Genomic DNA, 17,069 nt, shown 5'->3' on the forward strand with positions numbered 1-17,069 from the left:
TTTGTTTTCATCAAAATCCCACGGATGACTGATTAGGGTAGTTTACTGATTACCGGTATTTTCTAACCCGAAACAACTCGGCCAGCGTAGGAACAAAATCGGCCTGAGCGTCCAGGGCTACATAGTCTGCGTCGTACTGGCGACAGAACCGTTCGAGTCGAACACGACTTTGGGCGAACTGGTCGTGAAGGCGCTGCCGAAAACGAGGCGACGAGGTGTTGAGCCAAACCGTTCGGCGCTCCTCCATATCGTAAACCGGAATAATGCCAAGTCGGGGCAGATTGACCTCACGCGGGTCGTAGAAGTGAATAACGACCAGATCATGTTTACGGGCCAGTGCTTTCAGGTTATGCTCATACCCCTGATCAATGAAGTCAGACAGCAAAAAAACCAGGCTTCTTCGTTTCAGGACATTCAACGTGAACAGCAAGGCCTCCGCAATATTTGTACGAATCGATTCTGGCTGTAGTTTCCCCAGGGACGTAATGAGCTGATACCCCAGCTTTTGCGTGTTGGCCGGTTTCAGATACTGTTCTTTTTTATCGGAAAAGCAGTACAGGCCAACATGGCTCGCTTCGCGCAGGGCCGACATAGCCAGCGTACCGCACACCTCTTTGGTCGTATCCAGTTTCGAGCGCTGATGCGTACCCACCTGCTGCGACGCACTGACATCGACCACAAAAAAAACGGTCTGGTCTTTTTCCTCCCGGAAGACCTTCACAAACGCACCATGCCCTTTCGACGACACGTTCCAGTCGATCGCGCGCACATCGTCGCCATACTGATACTGACGTAAATCGGCGAATTCCAGGCCAGAGCCCTTGAAAACAGACCGGAAATTGCCTCTCAACTGCGAGGTAACGGCCTTACGAATCCGGATCTCGAACTCCTGCACCTTTACCAGAAAATCATCCATCCCGTACCGTTTTTAACGATTTTTGATACCCCTAGCGTAAACGATTTGCCCACTATTAGGGGTTAACCTGTAAAAGTACGTCCTGAATACATCAGGTCGCCAACGAGTAGGCTCATTCCGGTGCTGTTCGGCAGTGCCGGCCAAGCGAAAACCTTTACAATGATACGTCAACTTGCCCTCTGGCTTTGCCTTTGCCTCTTACTTGTCCGGTGCAAGACCGATGGCGCGAACGAACTCGGCGCGAAACCAGCCAATCTGGTCGATGAAGATAAGATGGCGGCTATTCTGACCGAAGTGCATCTTTCGGAAGCGCGCATTGCCAAACTGTCTATTGGATCGAGCGATACGTCGACGCTGTTGTTCAAACGCCTTCAGACACAGACGCTGAAAAAATTCAATGTTGATACCTCGGCCTATACCCAAAGCTTCGTGTATTATTCGTCACGCCCGGCCAAATTGGCCAGCATTTACGAGCAGGTCGTTGAGCAGCTGAAAGCGATCGAAAAAGAAAAGGCAGATAAAGCCGGCAAAACCAAGCCGACCGCCGTTCCATGACAATCGGTATCATTGGCGGTGGGATTTCAGGACTGACGCTGGCTTACGAATTACAACAGCGCGGGCAAGCCTACCAGCTCTGGGAAGCCAGTCCGCAACCGGGTGGGTACATACGTTCAGTGCGTGATGACAACTACCTGCGTGAACTTGGCCCCAATTCCCTGCTGGGCGACAGTACCCTGCTGACCTGGCTCGACGGGCTGGGCTTAACACCTGATCTGATCTTTGCCAATGCGGTCAGTAAAGCGCGATTCATTTACCGAAACGGTGCTTATCGGGAGTTACCCGGCACTCCACCGGGGCTGCTGTTCGGCGGCTTTTTCAGTCTGAAAACGAAGTGGGCCATTTGTCGGGAGTTAAGCAACAAAAGCCAGTCGCCCCCGGGCGAGACGCTGGGGCAGTTTTTTCGCCGTCGGTTTACGTCCGAGATCGTTGACTACGCCCTGGGGCCGTTTGTAGCAGGTATCTACGCCGGCGATCCCGAGCGTTTGCTGGTCGCTGAAACCTTTCCGATCCTGTTGCACTATGAGCGCGAATACGGCTCTGTGTTGCGGGGCCTGATCAAAACCCAGCCTAAAACGGGTAGGCGGCAGTCGTTTAGCTTTCGCGAGGGGATGCAGATGCTCCCCAATGCGCTGGCCGGGAAACTTACCCACGCCCATCCAAACTGCCCCGTTGACCGGATCGAACGTACCCAGACCGGCTGGACGGTTCACACCCAAAAAGGCGCCCAGCCGGTTGACAGGCTGGTACTGGCCACCCCTGCCGACAGCGCAGCAAGCTTGGTCACCGGGCACATGCCAGCCTTTGCGCAGGCCTTGCGGCAACTTGACTACCCGCCGATGGTGGCCGTTCATACGGCTTATAAACGGGCGGATGTGTCGCACCCGCTCAACGGCTTTGGTGGCCTCAACCCCGCCATTGAAGGACGTTTTGCCGCCGGTCATATCTGGAGTAGCTCGATCTTTACGGGCCGATGCCCAACCGACGAGGTGCTGTTCACCACGTTTGTTGGTGGGCAGCAGGGAGCCGCCAACGCCTCTTTACCCGACGTCGACATCTGCGAACGGGTTCATCAAGAGTTAGTTGATTCCTTTGGCATCAATTCGGCAAGGCCCGTTTGGCAACGGTCATTTTCATGGTCGAAGGCCATTCCGCAATATGACCGGCAACTGGCGGCCGTGAAGCAACTCGTTCCGGCGCTGGAAGCCGAAAAGCTGTACATCTGCGCCAACTGGTACGGTGGCGTTTCACTAGCCGACTGTATTGGTAATGCCAGGGCACTGGGCAGCCGCTTATGACGTATTTTTCAGGATCGGTTACGTCTGATTAAGATTATTTAACGACCTGAATGCATTATTTTTGGGTACACACCTGTTTTAAGAATAAACGTTTTTTCGCCGTGACAGATCGCCTCGTTATCATCCCTACGTTCAACGAAATCGAGAACATCGAAGCCATCATCCGGCGCGTGTTTTCGCTGCCCACAGCGTTCGATCTGCTGATTGTCGACGACGGCTCGCCTGATGGTACGGCCGCTATTGTGAAGCAGTTACAGAGCGAGTTCCCAAATCAGTTGCACCTGCTGGAGCGGCGGGGGAAGCTTGGCCTCGGTACGGCCTACATCGACGGGTTCAAATGGGCCCTGGCACGTGGGTACGAGTACCTGTTCGAGATGGATGCCGATTTCTCCCACAATCCCGACGATTTAGTGCGTCTCTACAATGCCTGTGCAACGGGTGGGGCGGGGCGGCTTCCCGCCGACGTGGCCGTTGGGTCGCGGTACATCAAAGGCGTGAACGTGGTGAACTGGCCCATTGGCCGGGTGCTGATGTCGTATGGCGCAGGTATTTACGTCCGCTTCATCACCGGCATGCCCTTTATGGATCCCACCGCCGGCTTTGTCTGCTACCGGGCGCACGTGCTGAATGTCCTGCTGCAAAACCCGATCCGATTCGTGGGCTACGCGTTCCAGATCGAGATGAAATTCACCTGCTGGAAATACGGCTTTACCGTTACCGAAGTGCCGATCATCTTCACCGACCGTACCCGCGGCGAATCGAAAATGTCGACGAAGATTTTTAAGGAGGCGATCCTGGGGGTGATCCAGATGAAGCTCAACAGCTTCTTCCGGCACTACATTCCCGCCAGTACAACAATAGCGCCGCGCATTCCAGGCGAAGCCGTTGAGCTGGTGTAGGTACGGTAGCCTGTAAGCCAATTCACGATTCTGACTGACCGGCATCCGCGTTTTCTTTTCTTCTCCAACGGCTTTTCAGGCCTCAGTTAATTTCGACCGTTCTTATTCTGGGCTTCAGCGCCCCGCCGGGTGTCAGTGGCCTATGCCGTTTCCTCTACAACCAGGCGCTGGCTCGGCTTGGCCGGGTAATTCAGCACGAAGTCTGGTGGGTACGTTGCCACGGATTTACCCGTTGATAACGTACCCAGGACCGTTGCCTCTGGTTACGTTATAAAAAGGGTATGGAAGCTGTAAATCAGCGTTGTTATGCTGTAAATTACGCCATCAACCGTTTTCTAACCGACTTCTGCCATGAAACGAACAACCCCGTTTCTGTTGCTGCTCTGGGCCATTATTAGCTATGCCGGACAGGCATTGGCAGGATCGATTCTGATTCCGATGGATGAACGACAGACTGACCATCTGAAAGCCTATGGCATCGCCTATGCCGTACTGAAAGATGACCAGGATGTCGACTGGTTGCTTAACTATCGGGGCGGCAGTTTCCTGATCAAACAGTCGGCAAAATTTGAGAACGAGTGCCGCATTCGGGGCGTGGCCTTTGAGTCACTGACCGACGCCGGCGCTGCGTCGATCAAACGGCAGATCGCGAATCCGGACCTGAATATGGACGTGGTAACGCTCAACAAAGCGGCCAAGATCATTGTGTATTCGCCTGCCAAGGTTGGCCCCGCTGAGTTTGAAAACAACGACGCGGTACTGCTGGTATTGACCTACGCCGAAATTCCATACGAGTTGGTCTACGATGAAGAAGTGCTGAAAGGCGACCTACCGAAATATGACTGGCTCCACCTGCACCACGAAGACTTTACGGGTCAGTATGGCCGGAATATGCAACGGATGACCTTGTCTGACATCAAGGCGCAGGAAGATATTGCCAAGAAATATGGCTTCGGGAAAGTATCGCAGATGAAGCTGGCGGTGGCTAAAGGCATTAAGGCCTTCTGTGCCGGTGGCGGTTATCTGTTCGCCATGTGTTCGGCTGCCGAAACGCTTGATATCGCCCTGGCTGCCGATGGGGTCGATATCGTGGGCGATACCTATGACGGCGACGACGTTGATCCGGGGGCGCAGGCAAAACTTGATTTCAGCAAAACGTTTGCCTTCCACAATTTCAGGCTTGAAGGTGATAACGGCGGTGGGCGCGGCTTCTCTACGTTCTCAGACATTAATTCGGCGGCCGGACAGGGCTACGGCGGTGGCGGGTCGGCGAGTGGCTACTTCGAGCTGTTCAATTTTTCGGCCAAATGGGACGTCATTCCAGCCATGCTGACGCAGAACCATGAAGCCATCATCAAGGAGTTTACGGGCCAGACAACCGCTTTCCGCAAATCGACGATCAAAGCCAGCACGCTGACAATGGGGGAGAGCACTACGTCGGCCCGCTATCTGTATGGCGAGATGGGCCGGGGCCAATGGACCTTCTACGGCGGTCATGATCCAGAAAATGTTCGCGGCGGTGGTGGTGGCGGAGGGGGCTGGCGCGTACCGACCGATCTGAACCTGCATACTCATTCTCCCGGCTACCGGCTTATTCTGAACAACGTGCTGTTCCCTTCAGCAAAGAAAAAGAAACGGAAGACATAACCCCAGGCTGAGTGGATTACAGCGTATAAACAGACTGGTATACAGACTGGTTATCGTACTGTTCTGGCCCTAAAACTCCTGATCGCGTTATGAAAGCTGCCCGTACACTCCTGGTTGCCGCACTACTTACCGGCACACTCACCGACTGTAAAAAAACAGCCGTCGTCGACTCGCAGGCAAGTCCCTGTCAGCCGCCTACTCAACTGGTTGCCCAGGCCCCCTGTGAAAGTGGTTATGCGGGGGCCCTGCTCATTGCTTCAGCGTACAAAGAGACCGATTATACGTCATTCCTTTTTGAAGTTTTCCCTCAAAAAGACACCCTATCGAACGACCTATCGGTGCGCGCCTGGAAAAACGGAGCCAATACGCACGAACGCATTCTTATCTCAGACGACGTGCTGAAAGATGCGCCTAAGTTTCTTGTTCAGGTGTCGTTGACCTGTGGCACCGGAAAAGAATACAAATCCCAACTATTTGCCTTCGTAAAACGGCCCGGTCAGATTCCAGCCTGCTACGTGTGGGGGCGGCAACATCAGTAGCGTACCCATCTATACGTCGGCCAGTGTTGGCAACAGACTGATCGAATCAGTTCGCCAGTAAGCAACGTCTGGTGTGCGTCTCTGGCCTGGTAGCTAACTCTCAGGCAGCACACGCTGGACGTTGACCGTTTAAACGCACTGTTTACCAGACGATTAATCAAACAATTGTGATTAGTGCCGATTTTGGCATCTTTGCCTGGGTACCGGATTTGGTCACCCCTATTCCCGCCCATTACTTATGGAAAGTCTCTACATCCTGCTTCTGATCGTGCTGTTTTTGTACCTCAATCAGCAGTTTGTTCAACTAAAGAAAAGCATCGCCGATCAGCGCGACAACCTACTACAACTCCAGAAAACACTGCTGATAAACGAGCAGGGCCGACCGCCGGTAGCGACTGTTCTGACGCCTGACGCGCCCGTTCGGCCAGTATCGCCTCAGGGTAGTCCGGTCGTTCCGCCGCCCGTCTCCGTGCCCGATCCAGTGGCTCATCCGACGATTAATCCGGCCCCTGTCGTACCGAAGGAGGTGGAACCAGTCCTGTCTATCGCAACGCCGGAGCCACTTAAGGCAGTTAAACCGAACCTGCTCGACGACTCCTTGCTTGACCCGCCTGCGTTTGCGGCGCCTACGCCTTCCTGGTTCCGGCGTTTTTTAGCCGAGAATCCAGATCTGGAAAAGTTTATTGGCGAAAACCTCATCAACAAAATCGGGATTGCCATTCTGGTGGCCGGCATTGGGTATTTCGTTCGCTACGCCATTGCGCAGGAATGGATCGGCGAGATGGGTCGGGTACTGATTGGCGTGGCCGCGGGTGGCGGTTTGCTGGCTATAGCGCATCGAATGCGCCAACGGTTCGCGGCCTTTAGTTCGGTGCTGGTAGCGGGCGGTTTGTCGGTACTGTACTTCACCATCGCCATTGCCTTCTCCGATTATGAGATCTTTAGTCAAACGGCGGCGTTCCTGCTCATGGTCGTGATCACGGGCTTTGCCGTAGCGCTGTCTATCGCCTATAACCGCGTTGAACTGGCCGTTATGTCGCTGATCGGCGGCTTTGCCACTCCGTTTATGGTCAGTTCAGGTCAGGGCAACTACATCGTCCTGTTTACCTACATCCTTATCCTCGATGTGGGGATGCTGGTACTTTCATCATTCAAAAAATGGCCATTGGTGCATGGGGTGGCTTATGGTCTCACGGTGTTGCTGTTCGGGTCGTGGCTGGCAACGGACGTATTGGACAACGTACCCAGCGCAACTTCCCCCACGCCACCCTATATCGGTGCATTCGTTTTCGGTTCACTGTTCTACAGCCTGTTTGCGGCCATGAACCTTTTTGACCGCCTCCGACACGATACCCGCTTTTCCGCGCTCGACGTCAGCCTGTTTATGAGCAACACGGCTTTCTATTACGGCGCGGGTATGGGCGTTTTAGCCGCTGTAGACGAGGGCTCGTGGCAAGGCCCATTCACGCTTGCGCTGGCTGTCATTAACTTCGGCTATGCGGCTTTGCTTCGACGGCGTCACCCAACTGATACGACGCTCTTTTATCTGCTGATTGGCCTGGTGATCACGTTTGCCAGCCTCACGATCCCGGTGCAGCTGAACGGTAATTTCATTACGATGTTCTGGGCGCTGGAAGCCGTTCTGCTCCTGTGGCTTAGTCAGCGATCAGGGTTGCGACTGGTGGCAACGGCATCGGTCATCGTATTAGGGCTAATGGGCATCAGCCTGCTGATGGACTGGACTGCCCTTTACAACACGGCCGCCACACCGCCGCTACCAATCATCATCAATAGAGCCTTCATCACCAGTGCTGTTTCCGTAGCGGGAATAGCGGCCTATTACCGGCTTTTGAGCCAGCAGGCAGCCCCTGTTTCGGTATACATCGGAGAGTGGTCTATTCCCTCTTACCGTCGGTTCGTTGGGTACGTTGCCGTACTGGTTGGCTATCTGGCAGGTATTGTGGAACTAGACTATCAGTTACTGATTGCCTACGGATATGACGCCAACCGGGTCATTTTACTAGGTACGTACAATCTGCTGGTTGCCGCAGCCTTTCTTTATCTTTCCTTGCGTTCGGCCGGTAATCAACGGCTGTGGGGCGCTGTTCTGTTCAGTCTGGTCATTTTGTTTATTTACCTCTTCAATACAGGCCCCGCCGTGCTCGATCTGCTCGATTCGTATTATCAGGGACTGATTTCGAGCCGGTCAGCTTTCTTGTTCCACTATGTCAATTTGCTGGCAGTCGGTATCGTGCTGGCCTTGCTGTTCAGGGCCAAAGAACGCCTAGCTCCTGCTGTGCCATTGCTGGAAAAGCTATGGCCCTGGTTCCTGGTCAGTACGGTTGTGTCGGTAAGCAGCATGGCCCTGTTTGCCAATGCCATCGCCTTCACCTTTTCAAGCGCTGAGATTGCCCGGTCAACTGCCCGGCAATTAGCCGTTCAGCTACGGTTCGACGCCCTGATTGAGCAAACCAATAAAGTTGGATTGCCCATTGTGTGGGGCATCTGCGCCTTTGCGTTTATGTACGCAGGTCTTGTCCGGCGTAACCGCACGTATCGGGTTCTGTCACTCAGTTTGTTTGCGATCACCTTACTAAAACTGTTCATTTACGACATTCAGGGCATTTCAGAAGGCGGTCGAATTCTGGCATTTATCTCGCTGGGGGCGTTATTACTCGTTATTTCGTTTATGTACCAGCGAATCAAACGATTACTCGCCGCCGACGAAGCAGCCGTATAACCTGTAGCGCCGAAACGGTCCGCCGCTGCGGCGCTACAGGGCTTCTCCTCACCATGCACGTGTATACTCACTTTCTCAAGCTCTTATTTCTGTGCCTCCTCCCTGCCTGCACGGCTGCACAACAATCATTTCTCTACAGAGCGACCGTTCAACCAGTTGCGAAGTCAGGCTATCATCGCATCGAGCTGCCGCCCGATTTAATCGGTCGGCTTCACGAAGGACTGGGTGATATTCGGTTGTATGACGGTCAAAAACGCGAAATACCCTATGTGTTGACTCGTCAGACTGGCGTTGAAGCCACGACTTTTGTCGCCTACGACATCGTTCAGAAAACCAACGTACCCAACGTCAGTACAACCGTTGTGGTAAAGCGACCATCCAGCCAACCGATTACCTCGCTTGGCATCGAGAGTCAAAATACGGAGGTAGAAAAGAAAGCGACCCTGAGCGGTAGCAGCGATGGAAAAGGCTGGTACGCGCTCGACGACGGCATACGGCTCGGTCACAGCAACAATTCGACGACAACGGCTACGCTGCAAACGATCACGTTTCCCCTCAGCGATTACACCTATTTCCGGCTGGTCGTTAACGATTCGACGTCGGCTCCGCTCAACATTCGGCGCATTGGTAACTACGGTCAAACAAACGCGTCGGCCCAGTATACGCCAATTGCGGGTATTCAATTGGCCCAGTGCGATAGCAGCGATCATTTTACGTATTTGACGCTCAATCGCCCCTCTCCTGCCCGCATCGACCGCCTCACAATTCATGTCAGCAGCCCGGCGCAGTTTCGGCGACAAGCTGCGTTGGGCTATACTTTCGCCGAAACGGTCACGCGCAAACGCCGTCAGCGCCCACTACTCAGGCAATCGTTTGGCCCGCTGTTCGATTTTACACTCAGTTCAACCGGCGACACGACGATGACATTACCGGGTTTGCTGACGGATAAACTTTGCCTCAGGATCGCCAATAATGACGACGCGCCACTTGAGATCAGCCGAATCGATGCGGCACAGCTAACAACGTACCTGACCGCCAATTTAGCGGCCGACTCGACGTACCAGCTTCAGTTTGGCAGCATGACTGCGGCAGTACCGGTTTACGATCTGGCCTTTTTCAAAAATCAGTTGTCAGGTACGTTGCCCATTGCTTCTGTGAGCAAGTTGACAGACTGGGCTGGCAGGAGCTTATCCGCATCAACTGATGATCAGGCTAACCAGACTGATTATCAACGAGTGGCCGTTTGGGCAGCGATACTCATTGTACTGCTTGTGCTCGGTATCATGTCATACCGCATGCTGAATGAAACGGCCCGTAAGCAGCGGGATGCGTAGGAGTTCGCTTCGCGCTGAGGGGCACATAGCGCGAAGCAACACTCAACGCCAATCACGCATTCGCCAGGAGCCACTCCCGCACACGCGGGTTGAAGTCGTCGATGCATTCCCAGTGAAACGCGTGGCCAGCTTCGTCGTACAGGTGAAGCTCGCTAGTTGGAATGGCCCCAGCTACCTCTTCAGCCATCCAGACGGGTGTGAACATGTCGCTTCGACCGCCGATGACCAGACAGGGTTGGCTCATCTTGCCCAGATCGGCCAGGGTATTGTGCGCGATACAGGCTTCGGCCTGGCCTTCCAGCCCATGCAACGGTTGTGGATTCGCATCCATGGCTGCCGCCTGCCGACCCGCCAGTAAGTCGGCATGGATGGCATCGTCATCCCAACTTCTTTTCGAATAAATCAGCAACTGGATATAGTTCGCAAACTCCTCGGGGCGAAGGCGAGCCTTGATGGTGGCCATATGCCGGAAAATGGCTTCGGCGGTTCGGTCACAGCGCGCCCATGGGCACATGAGCACCAGTGATTTTACTTTATCGGGATGGCGCAAGGCCAATTGCTGCGCAATGGTGCTGCCCATCGAGACGCCAACGACCCGTACGTTTGTCAGGCCAAGCGCATCGATCAGACCGGCGTAGTCGTCGGCCATTTGTTCGGTACTGTAGGGGCCAACGGGTTTATCAGATTGCCCCACGCCCCGGTTATCCCCCAGGATGCAGCGGAAATGGTGTTGCCAATCAGCAGCGTGTTTTTCCCATACCGATCCGGGGGCCGTTATGCCCATAATGAGCAGCAACGGCTCGCCTGCCCCGCGCTCTTCGTAATATAGATTAATCCCGTTGGTGCAAACGAAAGGCATAGGTGGATTTGGTTGTTTTTTGCTTCGTTGTCACTCGCTACAAGCGAGCGACAACGGAGGGCATAGGTGGATTTGGTTGTTTGTTGTGTTTTCTGCTTCGCTTGCGGGCCCTTCGACTAGGCCGGTTCGCGAAGCAACACACGGGTACTAACTCTATCTCACCGAAGGAAGCAGCGTTTCGTACACCCAGCGGCCATCGTGGAGCGTCACGCCGTCGGGGTCGTTCATGGCTTCGGGGCCTTCATCTTCGCAGATGATCCAGCCGCTGTATTGCTGCTCGATAAGCCAGCGCGTGATACCAACGAAATCGACTTTTCCGTTGCCAAGCAGGGCGAATTCAGGCTCGCCATTCCAGTCTTTGAAATGCACCAGGTTGATCAGCGAAGCATACTCTTTCATCTTCGTCAGCGGGTCCATGTCCCCATTGATGAGGTGACCCACATCGGGTGTCCAGCCCGTCACCGATTGGTCGAGCGACTCCAGGATGACCCGATAATCTTCTTCGGTCCGCGTAATCGATGTATGCGGCGAATTCGGATGAAAGCTACAGGGTACACCCCGGTCAACCGCCCGCCGCGATACCTGATTCACGATATTGACCAGATTCCGGCGGCGCTGTTCAATGTCGTGCCGACCGGTTGGTTTCTGGACGGTGCAGAGAATAGCCCCCGGAAAGTAGGTCAGCAGGTCAATGGCCCGGTCGGCTTCGCGGCGTTCCTGTTCGGTCTCGTCGGCTTCGTTCCAGTCGAGCGCAAGGGCAATAGCGGCCAGTTCAACGCCTTTTTCCGCCAGTTTTCTGCCCAGACTATCAGCATCGGGCAGGTCGCCCATCCAGTTAAAGATCGGTTCGATCCCGGCGAAACCAGCCTGGGCCGTAATGTCGATCATGTGTCCCTGCCGGTTGGCGTGGGTCTGACCGTTATTGTTCATGAACCAGGTATAGGCCTCGGCGCCAAATCGGAAGGGTATGTTCATAGTTGTAGTTACTAAACACTTACTAAACACAGAGCGGTCCGTCGCCACGGAACAGAGGTTACACAGAGCAAACAGAGTTTAATACACAGAGTAGAGTTAACTCTGTTTGCTCTGTGTAACCTCTGTTCCGTAGCGACGGACCGCTCTGTGTTTAACTAGCATACTTCGCCTGCATGGTTTTGATGAATGTCAGGCCGTTTTCGGCAATGTCCCAGGGGTCGTTATACTCGCGCCAGACATTGATCGAATTGGCGAAGTCGATATCGTTGCGGGTGAACGCTTCGATGGTCATCCATCGGTTGAAGCCCACTTCGGCCAGCGTCTTAAACGTATCGTTCCAGGGGATATGTCCATCGCCGGGAGTACCCCGGTCGTTTTCGCTGATGTGTACGTGGGCCAGCACTGGCGCAACGGTTCTGATAGCGTTAGGAAACCGTTTTTCTTCGATGTTGGCGTGGTGGGTATCGAACATAGCCCGCACATTTGGATGGTCGGCTTTTTCGATCAGGTACGTTAGCTGCCCCATCGTGTTGCAGAGGTAACACTCGAACCGGTTCAGCGCCTCCACCGCCAGAACGATACCAGCCTGTTCGGCATAATCGCCTACGGTATGAAGTACCTCGGCGCTGTACGCGTATTCGTCGGGTTGTGGCTCACGTCGGCTGAACGTGGCAAAGGCCGAGTGAATAGGGCCGCAGATGACCGTCGCGTTCATAGCTTGCGCCCGATCAATGGCACCCTTTAAGAAATCAACCGCCTGAGCCCGAATGGCGGGCGAATCACTGGCCGGGTTCGTGTCGGGACCAGCTACCGTAACACAGGTGCTTTGCAGACCAAGCTGATTCAGATGCTCACCGAACCGGCGGTATGCAGCCACATCGCCATTATCAATGAAACATTCGATACCGTCGTAGCCAATGGTTTTCAACCGCTCAGTAATCGGGTTTAGCTGCTCCGACATCACGGCGGTCCAGGCCAGTACGTTGAAGCCAATCGGGCATGTTGTTAATGAAGGCATAAGAGTTAAAATGTAGCACCGAAACGGTCCGCCGCTGCGGCTGGAGCTTCGGTAGTCAGTTCTAAGTGAATCACACGACCGAAGCTGGAGCCGCGGCGGCGGACCGTTTCGGTGCTACAGAGCTCATCACTTTTCCATTGGATGAGCCTTGAGCAATTGATCGGGTGAATAAAAATCAACCTTGCTGGCCGTGGCGGCCCGTACTTTCTTCACCTGATCGGGGGTGATGGCCGAGGCATTATTCCCAAACGAATTTCGCACATAGGTTAACACGGCGGCGATTTCGTTGTCTTTCAGTAACCCACCAAACGGTGTCATAGGCACCTGACCCGGATACGTTTTGCCTACTACTTCGATAGGGCCCATCAGTCCGTTCAGAGCAATTTTGATCAGTCGCTCCTGATTGCCCGACACCCAGTTGGTGCCCGTCAGCGGCGGGAAACCCGACGCGGCCAGCCCTTTGCCGTCGGGCTGGTGGCAGGTGGTGCAGTAGCCTTCTTTGGCATAGATCGTTTTGCCCAGATTGAAGAGCGCCAGCTCCTCGCCTTTCAGCGTCGACTTCACAGCCACTTCCTTCTCTTTCTTCACATTTTCGCCTTTCAGGTGTGCCACGGCGGCATCGTAGGCGTGAACCATCCAGTCATCGAGGGGCTTTTTGGCGGCTTCGGCCAGAATAGGCAGGCCCTTTTCTTTACCGATCCAGGAGGCGGCCACGATGGCGTCGAGACGTACCCGGCTGTTTTCGTCGCGGGCGGCCTGCATCAGCAACGCGGCCTGGTCGGGCACCTGATGGCCGGTGTAACGAACCACCTGAACAGCCGCCGCGCGGGCATGGTAATCGGTCGCTTTCAGAACCTGCCGGAGCAACTTCTGATCGACCTTGTTCATGCCCCAGCTTACCCACAGGCCCTCCAGCAGGTGATGTTCGTAGCGCGGATCTTTTTTGTCCAAACCAGCCACCCAGGTAGTCAGCTTGGCCAGCACCTGCGACGCATCACGGCCGCGGAGTTCACGGCGGGTGCGGTAACGGGTGCGGTATTCGGGCAGTTTCAGGTTATCCAGCAGTTGCTCAATGCTGGCTCCATCAATTTTGGCGGGCGTCACCAGCGGGCGCGACGGGTACGTTATCCGGTAGATACGGCCATGCGAATGGTCGCGCAGGGGGTCGCGGGCGTTGTGCTGCATATGACCAATCAGGATATTGTGCCAGTCGATGAGATAGAGCGAACCATCGGGCGCAAACTCCATATCGACGGGCCGGAAGTTGCGATCTTCGCTCACGACCAGGTCCTGCCGATGCTTGCTCTTATAGCCGGTGCCATCGTCATTAAGCGTATGCTCTTTCATCCCCAGAAAACCAATGGTGTTGTTGATCAGGAAATCGCCCTGAAGCTCATCTGGAAAATGGCGGCTCGACACGAATTCCAGCCCTGACGTGGGGCGCACCATGTGGTCTTTTTCAATCAGCTGTACCGACTTGTGCGTGGCTTCTCCGTAGCGGGGCAACACCGTTCCGGGCATCATCCAGCGAACGTCGGGGCTCGACGTTTCGGCAAAAAATGGCTGGCCCCAATCGTCAAACGCAACGCCCCAGGGGTTCGGAATCGACAATTGAGCCGTGCGTTCCAGCTTGTGCAGTTGAGGCGCGTAGCGATAGAAACCGCCGTTGGTGGCCCGAACGGGACCGTATGACGTTTCGACGTTGGTATGCAGGAAAACACCTTCGCCCGAGTAGATCGCCCCCGACGGGTCGACGGTGAAGGCATGGCTGTTGTGGTGCGTGTCGTGATCATCGAACCCACTCAGCAGAATCTCGCTTTTATCAGCCTTATCGTCGCCGTTGGTATCCATGAATATTTTCAGGTTGGTGCCCTGCGAGACGTACACGCCTTCTTTCGCGATCTCGAAACCGAGCGGCAGGTGCAGGCCATCGGCAAAAACGGTTTCCTTGTCGGCTTTCCCGTCGCCGTTGGTATCTTCAAAAATCAGGATCTTGTCGTTCGGCTTGGCGTCGCCGGGTTTGTAGTGCGGGTAACTGGGCATTACCGCCACCCATAGCCGACCTTTGCCATCGAACGACATCTGCATTGGCTTGGCCAGATCAGGAAACTCTTCTTCCGACGCAAACAGCTCGATCTTGTAGCCCGCAGGCACTTTGAGTTTACTCAGCGCTTCCTGCCCATACAGGTACGTCAGACTTCCATTTTTCTCCGGGTTGAAATTGGTTTTCACCGCTGGCAGCACCTTCGTTCGCTGGTCGGCGGCGGCAATATCCATCTTCTCCCCTTTCAATGCCGCCAGCCAGACGGCCGTATCGCGAATGGCGGTCATCTGCCGGATCTTCTCGATTTCAGCGGGGTAATTGTCTGGTCCGAACGGGTTATACCGACGACCGTAAACATGCACGCCGTTCGGAATTTTGTAATCGTTGTGCCACATCCAGTTCTTCTCCAGTACGGCGTCGCGCACTAGTTTCCGGTTGGTTTCGGCTTTCGCTTTCGTTTTGCCGAAAAGCTGATCGGCCAACAGAACGCCCAGTTTTTTGTAGCCTTCGTCGTTGAGTTGCGACCCGTCGATCGTTAAAGGGTCTTTACTGGCAGCGTACCAGGCTTTCGAGGGGGCAAACGCATCAACGAACAAAACAGTGTTCTGATCAGCCACTTCCCGCATCGCGTTGGTGTACATCGTCAGGTTCTCGTTTTCGACTTTACCATTGGGCAAATCATACGTACCCGACAGGTCTTCAAACGCAATCGGCGAAACGAGGGCCAGTTGCGGCGCTGTGGTACCGTTGTACTTCTGTTTCAGCGTCCACTTGACAAACGCATCCAGTTCGGCTTTGTAGTTGGCCAGTCCTGCCTTTCCCTGAAAGGATTCATTGTAGCCAAAGAACGCCACAATGATATCGGCTTTCAGACGGGTGAGCCACTGGTCGGGGTACTCCATATGCCCTTCGCTTTCCGATTTATTAGCCAGTTCTGTCTGGAATTTTTCGGCGCCGGGAAACGCCCAGGGCGTGTTTCGGCTCGAATGCGGCCGGAATCCGGGTGTATCCCCCCCGTCGCACATGTTACGGATGTACAGTTGGTTGTCGGGGTAACGTACCTGGAGTTCGGTTTCGAAATACCCGTAGTTCATCATCCGGGAACCCAGGTTATTACCCAGCAGCATGATATGGCTGCCTTTTTCTACCTTCAGCACATCGGGCTGATTAAACTGGAATGCGCTGAAGCCAATGATAACCAGTCCAGTTGCAATGACCAGTAGGCTAAGGCGGGTATTTAGGGGAGAAAGCGGGCACATCGGATCAGGCTTTTTTAGGATGGCCATACGGCACATTGATGTCGATTTTTCCTTTCCAGCGCTGGGGAACAGGCTTGCCCAACGCCCAGTGAACGGCGTTGATCACCAACCGCTGAAACGCCTCGACCTGAAAGTCTTCCGGATGACCCAGCGTAGTCAGGAACGCTTTCCCGCCCCACTGATTCTGCCACGTCCACGCCACGGGATTATCTATCGCGGCTTTGTCAGGATTCACCGACTTGCCCATCAACAGCGGCACTGCGCCTTTGGCCGGGTAGTCGGGCAGAACGCGGTATAGCCAGGAGGCGGCGTGAAATGCTGGCGAAACACCCGTTAAAATCGGATTGTTGGCTGCTTCGGGAATAATGGTAACGTCGGTCGTGCTTTTGTGGCCGTAGTGCGTATGCTGGGCTTTTCCACCCCAGCCCGGCGGCGCACCAAACGCAAATTCGCCGAAACTATTCCAGCGCTCGCGCGGATCACCGGCCGGAAAGTTGAAGGCGTGGGTGGTGGTGCGGAAACCCATCACCGGCTTCCCTGACGTCAAATAAGCGTCGATATAATCGAGCTGTTCCTGAGGCAGTTGGCGCCAGCGGAGGTAAAAAACAGCCAGATCAGCATCTTTAAGTGCCTCGAGGCCGGGGATATCTCTCTCGCCGTTATAGTCCGGGTACGCTTTCAGTACCTTCGTGCGCATACCGTACTTCTTTTCCAGCTCAGCGGCAACCAGCGGCAGGGTCAGTTCACCGCTGTATTCATGGTCGCCGGTGACGAACACGACCAGCGGCTTACCCGCTTTGGCCTCCGTTGGTTGTAGCCGACCAGCAATAGCTTCAGGCAGGCCCAATTGAGTGAGCGCCAGCAACCCGGCAGTGTGGTGGATGAATTTGCGGCGACTAGTTTTCATAAATCTTTCGGTACGCGGATTTTATGGGTACGCGGATGTAAGGGATTAAACCGATTAACGCGGATTGTTGGATTAT

General features: G+C 54.6%; 13 protein-coding genes. 7 read left to right on the forward strand and 6 right to left on the reverse strand.

All coding sequences use genetic code 11. The features are described 5' to 3' along the window. Nucleotides 1-49 precede the first annotated feature (49 nt). Entirely contained in the window at nt 50-916 is an 867-nt protein-coding gene (locus tag ACAW75_RS11830; RefSeq protein ID WP_370728921.1) for a DUF58 domain-containing protein, read from the reverse strand. 159 nt (nt 917-1,075) lie between these two features. Between ACAW75_RS11830 and ACAW75_RS11835 the strand changes: the two genes are divergently transcribed. The 7 genes from ACAW75_RS11835 to ACAW75_RS11865 all read left to right on the forward strand — a co-directional run bounded on the left by ACAW75_RS11835 (nt 1,076) and on the right by ACAW75_RS11865 (nt 9,931). After that, the gene (locus tag ACAW75_RS11835; RefSeq protein ID WP_370728923.1) at nt 1,076-1,471 is read left to right on the forward strand and encodes a DUF4296 domain-containing protein; all 396 of its coding nucleotides are present in this window, start codon (nt 1,076-1,078) and stop codon (nt 1,469-1,471) included. After that, nucleotides 1,468-2,772: a protoporphyrinogen oxidase gene (hemG, locus tag ACAW75_RS11840; protein WP_370728924.1), complete on the forward strand. Its 1,305-nt coding sequence runs from the start codon at nt 1,468-1,470 to the stop codon at nt 2,770-2,772. Before ACAW75_RS11835 ends, hemG begins: the two co-directional genes overlap by 4 nt. 101 nt (nt 2,773-2,873) lie before the next feature. Further along, nucleotides 2,874-3,671 carry a polyprenol monophosphomannose synthase gene (locus ACAW75_RS11845; RefSeq protein WP_370728925.1) on the forward strand — a complete coding sequence of 266 codons (798 nt, stop codon included), beginning with the start codon at nt 2,874-2,876 and terminating at the stop codon, nt 3,669-3,671. 351 nt (nt 3,672-4,022) lie between these two features. Next, nucleotides 4,023-5,318, forward strand: a complete 1,296-nt coding sequence (locus tag ACAW75_RS11850) for an asparagine synthetase B (RefSeq protein WP_370728926.1) — start codon at nt 4,023-4,025, stop codon at nt 5,316-5,318. 89 nt (nt 5,319-5,407) lie between these two features. Then, nucleotides 5,408-5,857 (forward strand): hypothetical protein, encoded by a 450-nt coding sequence (locus ACAW75_RS11855; RefSeq protein WP_370728927.1) that lies wholly within the window; start codon nt 5,408-5,410, stop codon nt 5,855-5,857. A 238-nt stretch (nt 5,858-6,095) separates the two neighbouring features. Further along, nucleotides 6,096-8,597 carry a DUF2339 domain-containing protein gene (locus tag ACAW75_RS11860; RefSeq protein WP_370728928.1) on the forward strand — a complete coding sequence of 834 codons (2,502 nt, stop codon included), beginning with the start codon at nt 6,096-6,098 and terminating at the stop codon, nt 8,595-8,597. A 53-nt stretch (nt 8,598-8,650) separates the two neighbouring features. Continuing rightward, nucleotides 8,651-9,931: a hypothetical protein gene (locus ACAW75_RS11865; RefSeq protein WP_370728929.1), complete on the forward strand. Its 1,281-nt coding sequence runs from the start codon at nt 8,651-8,653 to the stop codon at nt 9,929-9,931. A 52-nt stretch (nt 9,932-9,983) separates the two neighbouring features. Here ACAW75_RS11865 and ACAW75_RS11870 read toward each other — a convergent pair whose 3' ends face one another. The 5 genes from ACAW75_RS11870 to ACAW75_RS11890 form a co-directional block, all read right to left on the reverse strand. After that, nucleotides 9,984-10,790: an alpha/beta fold hydrolase gene (locus ACAW75_RS11870; protein WP_370728930.1), complete on the reverse strand. Its 807-nt coding sequence runs from the start codon at nt 10,788-10,790 to the stop codon at nt 9,984-9,986. Between the two features lie 153 nt (nt 10,791-10,943). Then, nucleotides 10,944-11,765 (reverse strand): sugar phosphate isomerase/epimerase family protein, encoded by an 822-nt coding sequence (locus tag ACAW75_RS11875; protein WP_370728931.1) that lies wholly within the window; start codon nt 11,763-11,765, stop codon nt 10,944-10,946. Nucleotides 11,766-11,916: 151 nt separating this feature from the next. After that, entirely contained in the window at nt 11,917-12,783 is an 867-nt protein-coding gene (locus ACAW75_RS11880; RefSeq protein ID WP_370728932.1) for a sugar phosphate isomerase/epimerase family protein, read from the reverse strand. A gap of 126 nt (nt 12,784-12,909) precedes the next feature. Further along, a complete protein-coding gene (locus ACAW75_RS11885) occupies nt 12,910-16,086 on the reverse strand; it encodes a PVC-type heme-binding CxxCH protein (RefSeq protein WP_370728970.1) in 3,177 nt (1,058 codons plus the stop codon). A gap of 4 nt (nt 16,087-16,090) precedes the next feature. Next, a complete protein-coding gene (locus tag ACAW75_RS11890) occupies nt 16,091-16,993 on the reverse strand; it encodes a ThuA domain-containing protein (protein ID WP_370728933.1) in 903 nt (300 codons plus the stop codon). Between the last annotated feature and the right edge of the window lie 76 nt (nt 16,994-17,069).

The sequence above is a fragment of the Fibrella arboris genome, from assembly GCF_041321095.1.
GTDB classification, from domain to species: domain Bacteria; phylum Bacteroidota; class Bacteroidia; order Cytophagales; family Spirosomataceae; genus Fibrella; species Fibrella arboris.

What these genes read in the sequence shown, in the direction of transcription:
- ACAW75_RS11830 (WP_370728921.1), bottom strand. Translation starts at nt 916, where the DNA reads ATGGATGATTTTCTGGTAAAGGTGCAGGAGTTCGAGATCCGGATTCGT.
- ACAW75_RS11835 (WP_370728923.1), top strand. Translation starts at nt 1,076, where the DNA reads ATGATACGTCAACTTGCCCTCTGGCTTTGCCTTTGCCTCTTACTTGTC.
- hemG (WP_370728924.1), top strand. Translation starts at nt 1,468, where the DNA reads ATGACAATCGGTATCATTGGCGGTGGGATTTCAGGACTGACGCTGGCT.
- ACAW75_RS11850 (WP_370728926.1), top strand. Translation starts at nt 4,023, where the DNA reads ATGAAACGAACAACCCCGTTTCTGTTGCTGCTCTGGGCCATTATTAGC.
- ACAW75_RS11855 (WP_370728927.1), top strand. Translation starts at nt 5,408, where the DNA reads ATGAAAGCTGCCCGTACACTCCTGGTTGCCGCACTACTTACCGGCACA.
- ACAW75_RS11860 (WP_370728928.1), top strand. Translation starts at nt 6,096, where the DNA reads ATGGAAAGTCTCTACATCCTGCTTCTGATCGTGCTGTTTTTGTACCTC.
- ACAW75_RS11865 (WP_370728929.1), top strand. Translation starts at nt 8,651, where the DNA reads ATGCACGTGTATACTCACTTTCTCAAGCTCTTATTTCTGTGCCTCCTC.
- ACAW75_RS11870 (WP_370728930.1), bottom strand. Translation starts at nt 10,790, where the DNA reads ATGCCTTTCGTTTGCACCAACGGGATTAATCTATATTACGAAGAGCGC.
- ACAW75_RS11875 (WP_370728931.1), bottom strand. Translation starts at nt 11,765, where the DNA reads ATGAACATACCCTTCCGATTTGGCGCCGAGGCCTATACCTGGTTCATG.
- ACAW75_RS11880 (WP_370728932.1), bottom strand. Translation starts at nt 12,783, where the DNA reads ATGCCTTCATTAACAACATGCCCGATTGGCTTCAACGTACTGGCCTGG.
- ACAW75_RS11885 (WP_370728970.1), bottom strand. Translation starts at nt 16,086, where the DNA reads ATGTGCCCGCTTTCTCCCCTAAATACCCGCCTTAGCCTACTGGTCATT.
- ACAW75_RS11890 (WP_370728933.1), bottom strand. Translation starts at nt 16,993, where the DNA reads ATGAAAACTAGTCGCCGCAAATTCATCCACCACACTGCCGGGTTGCTG.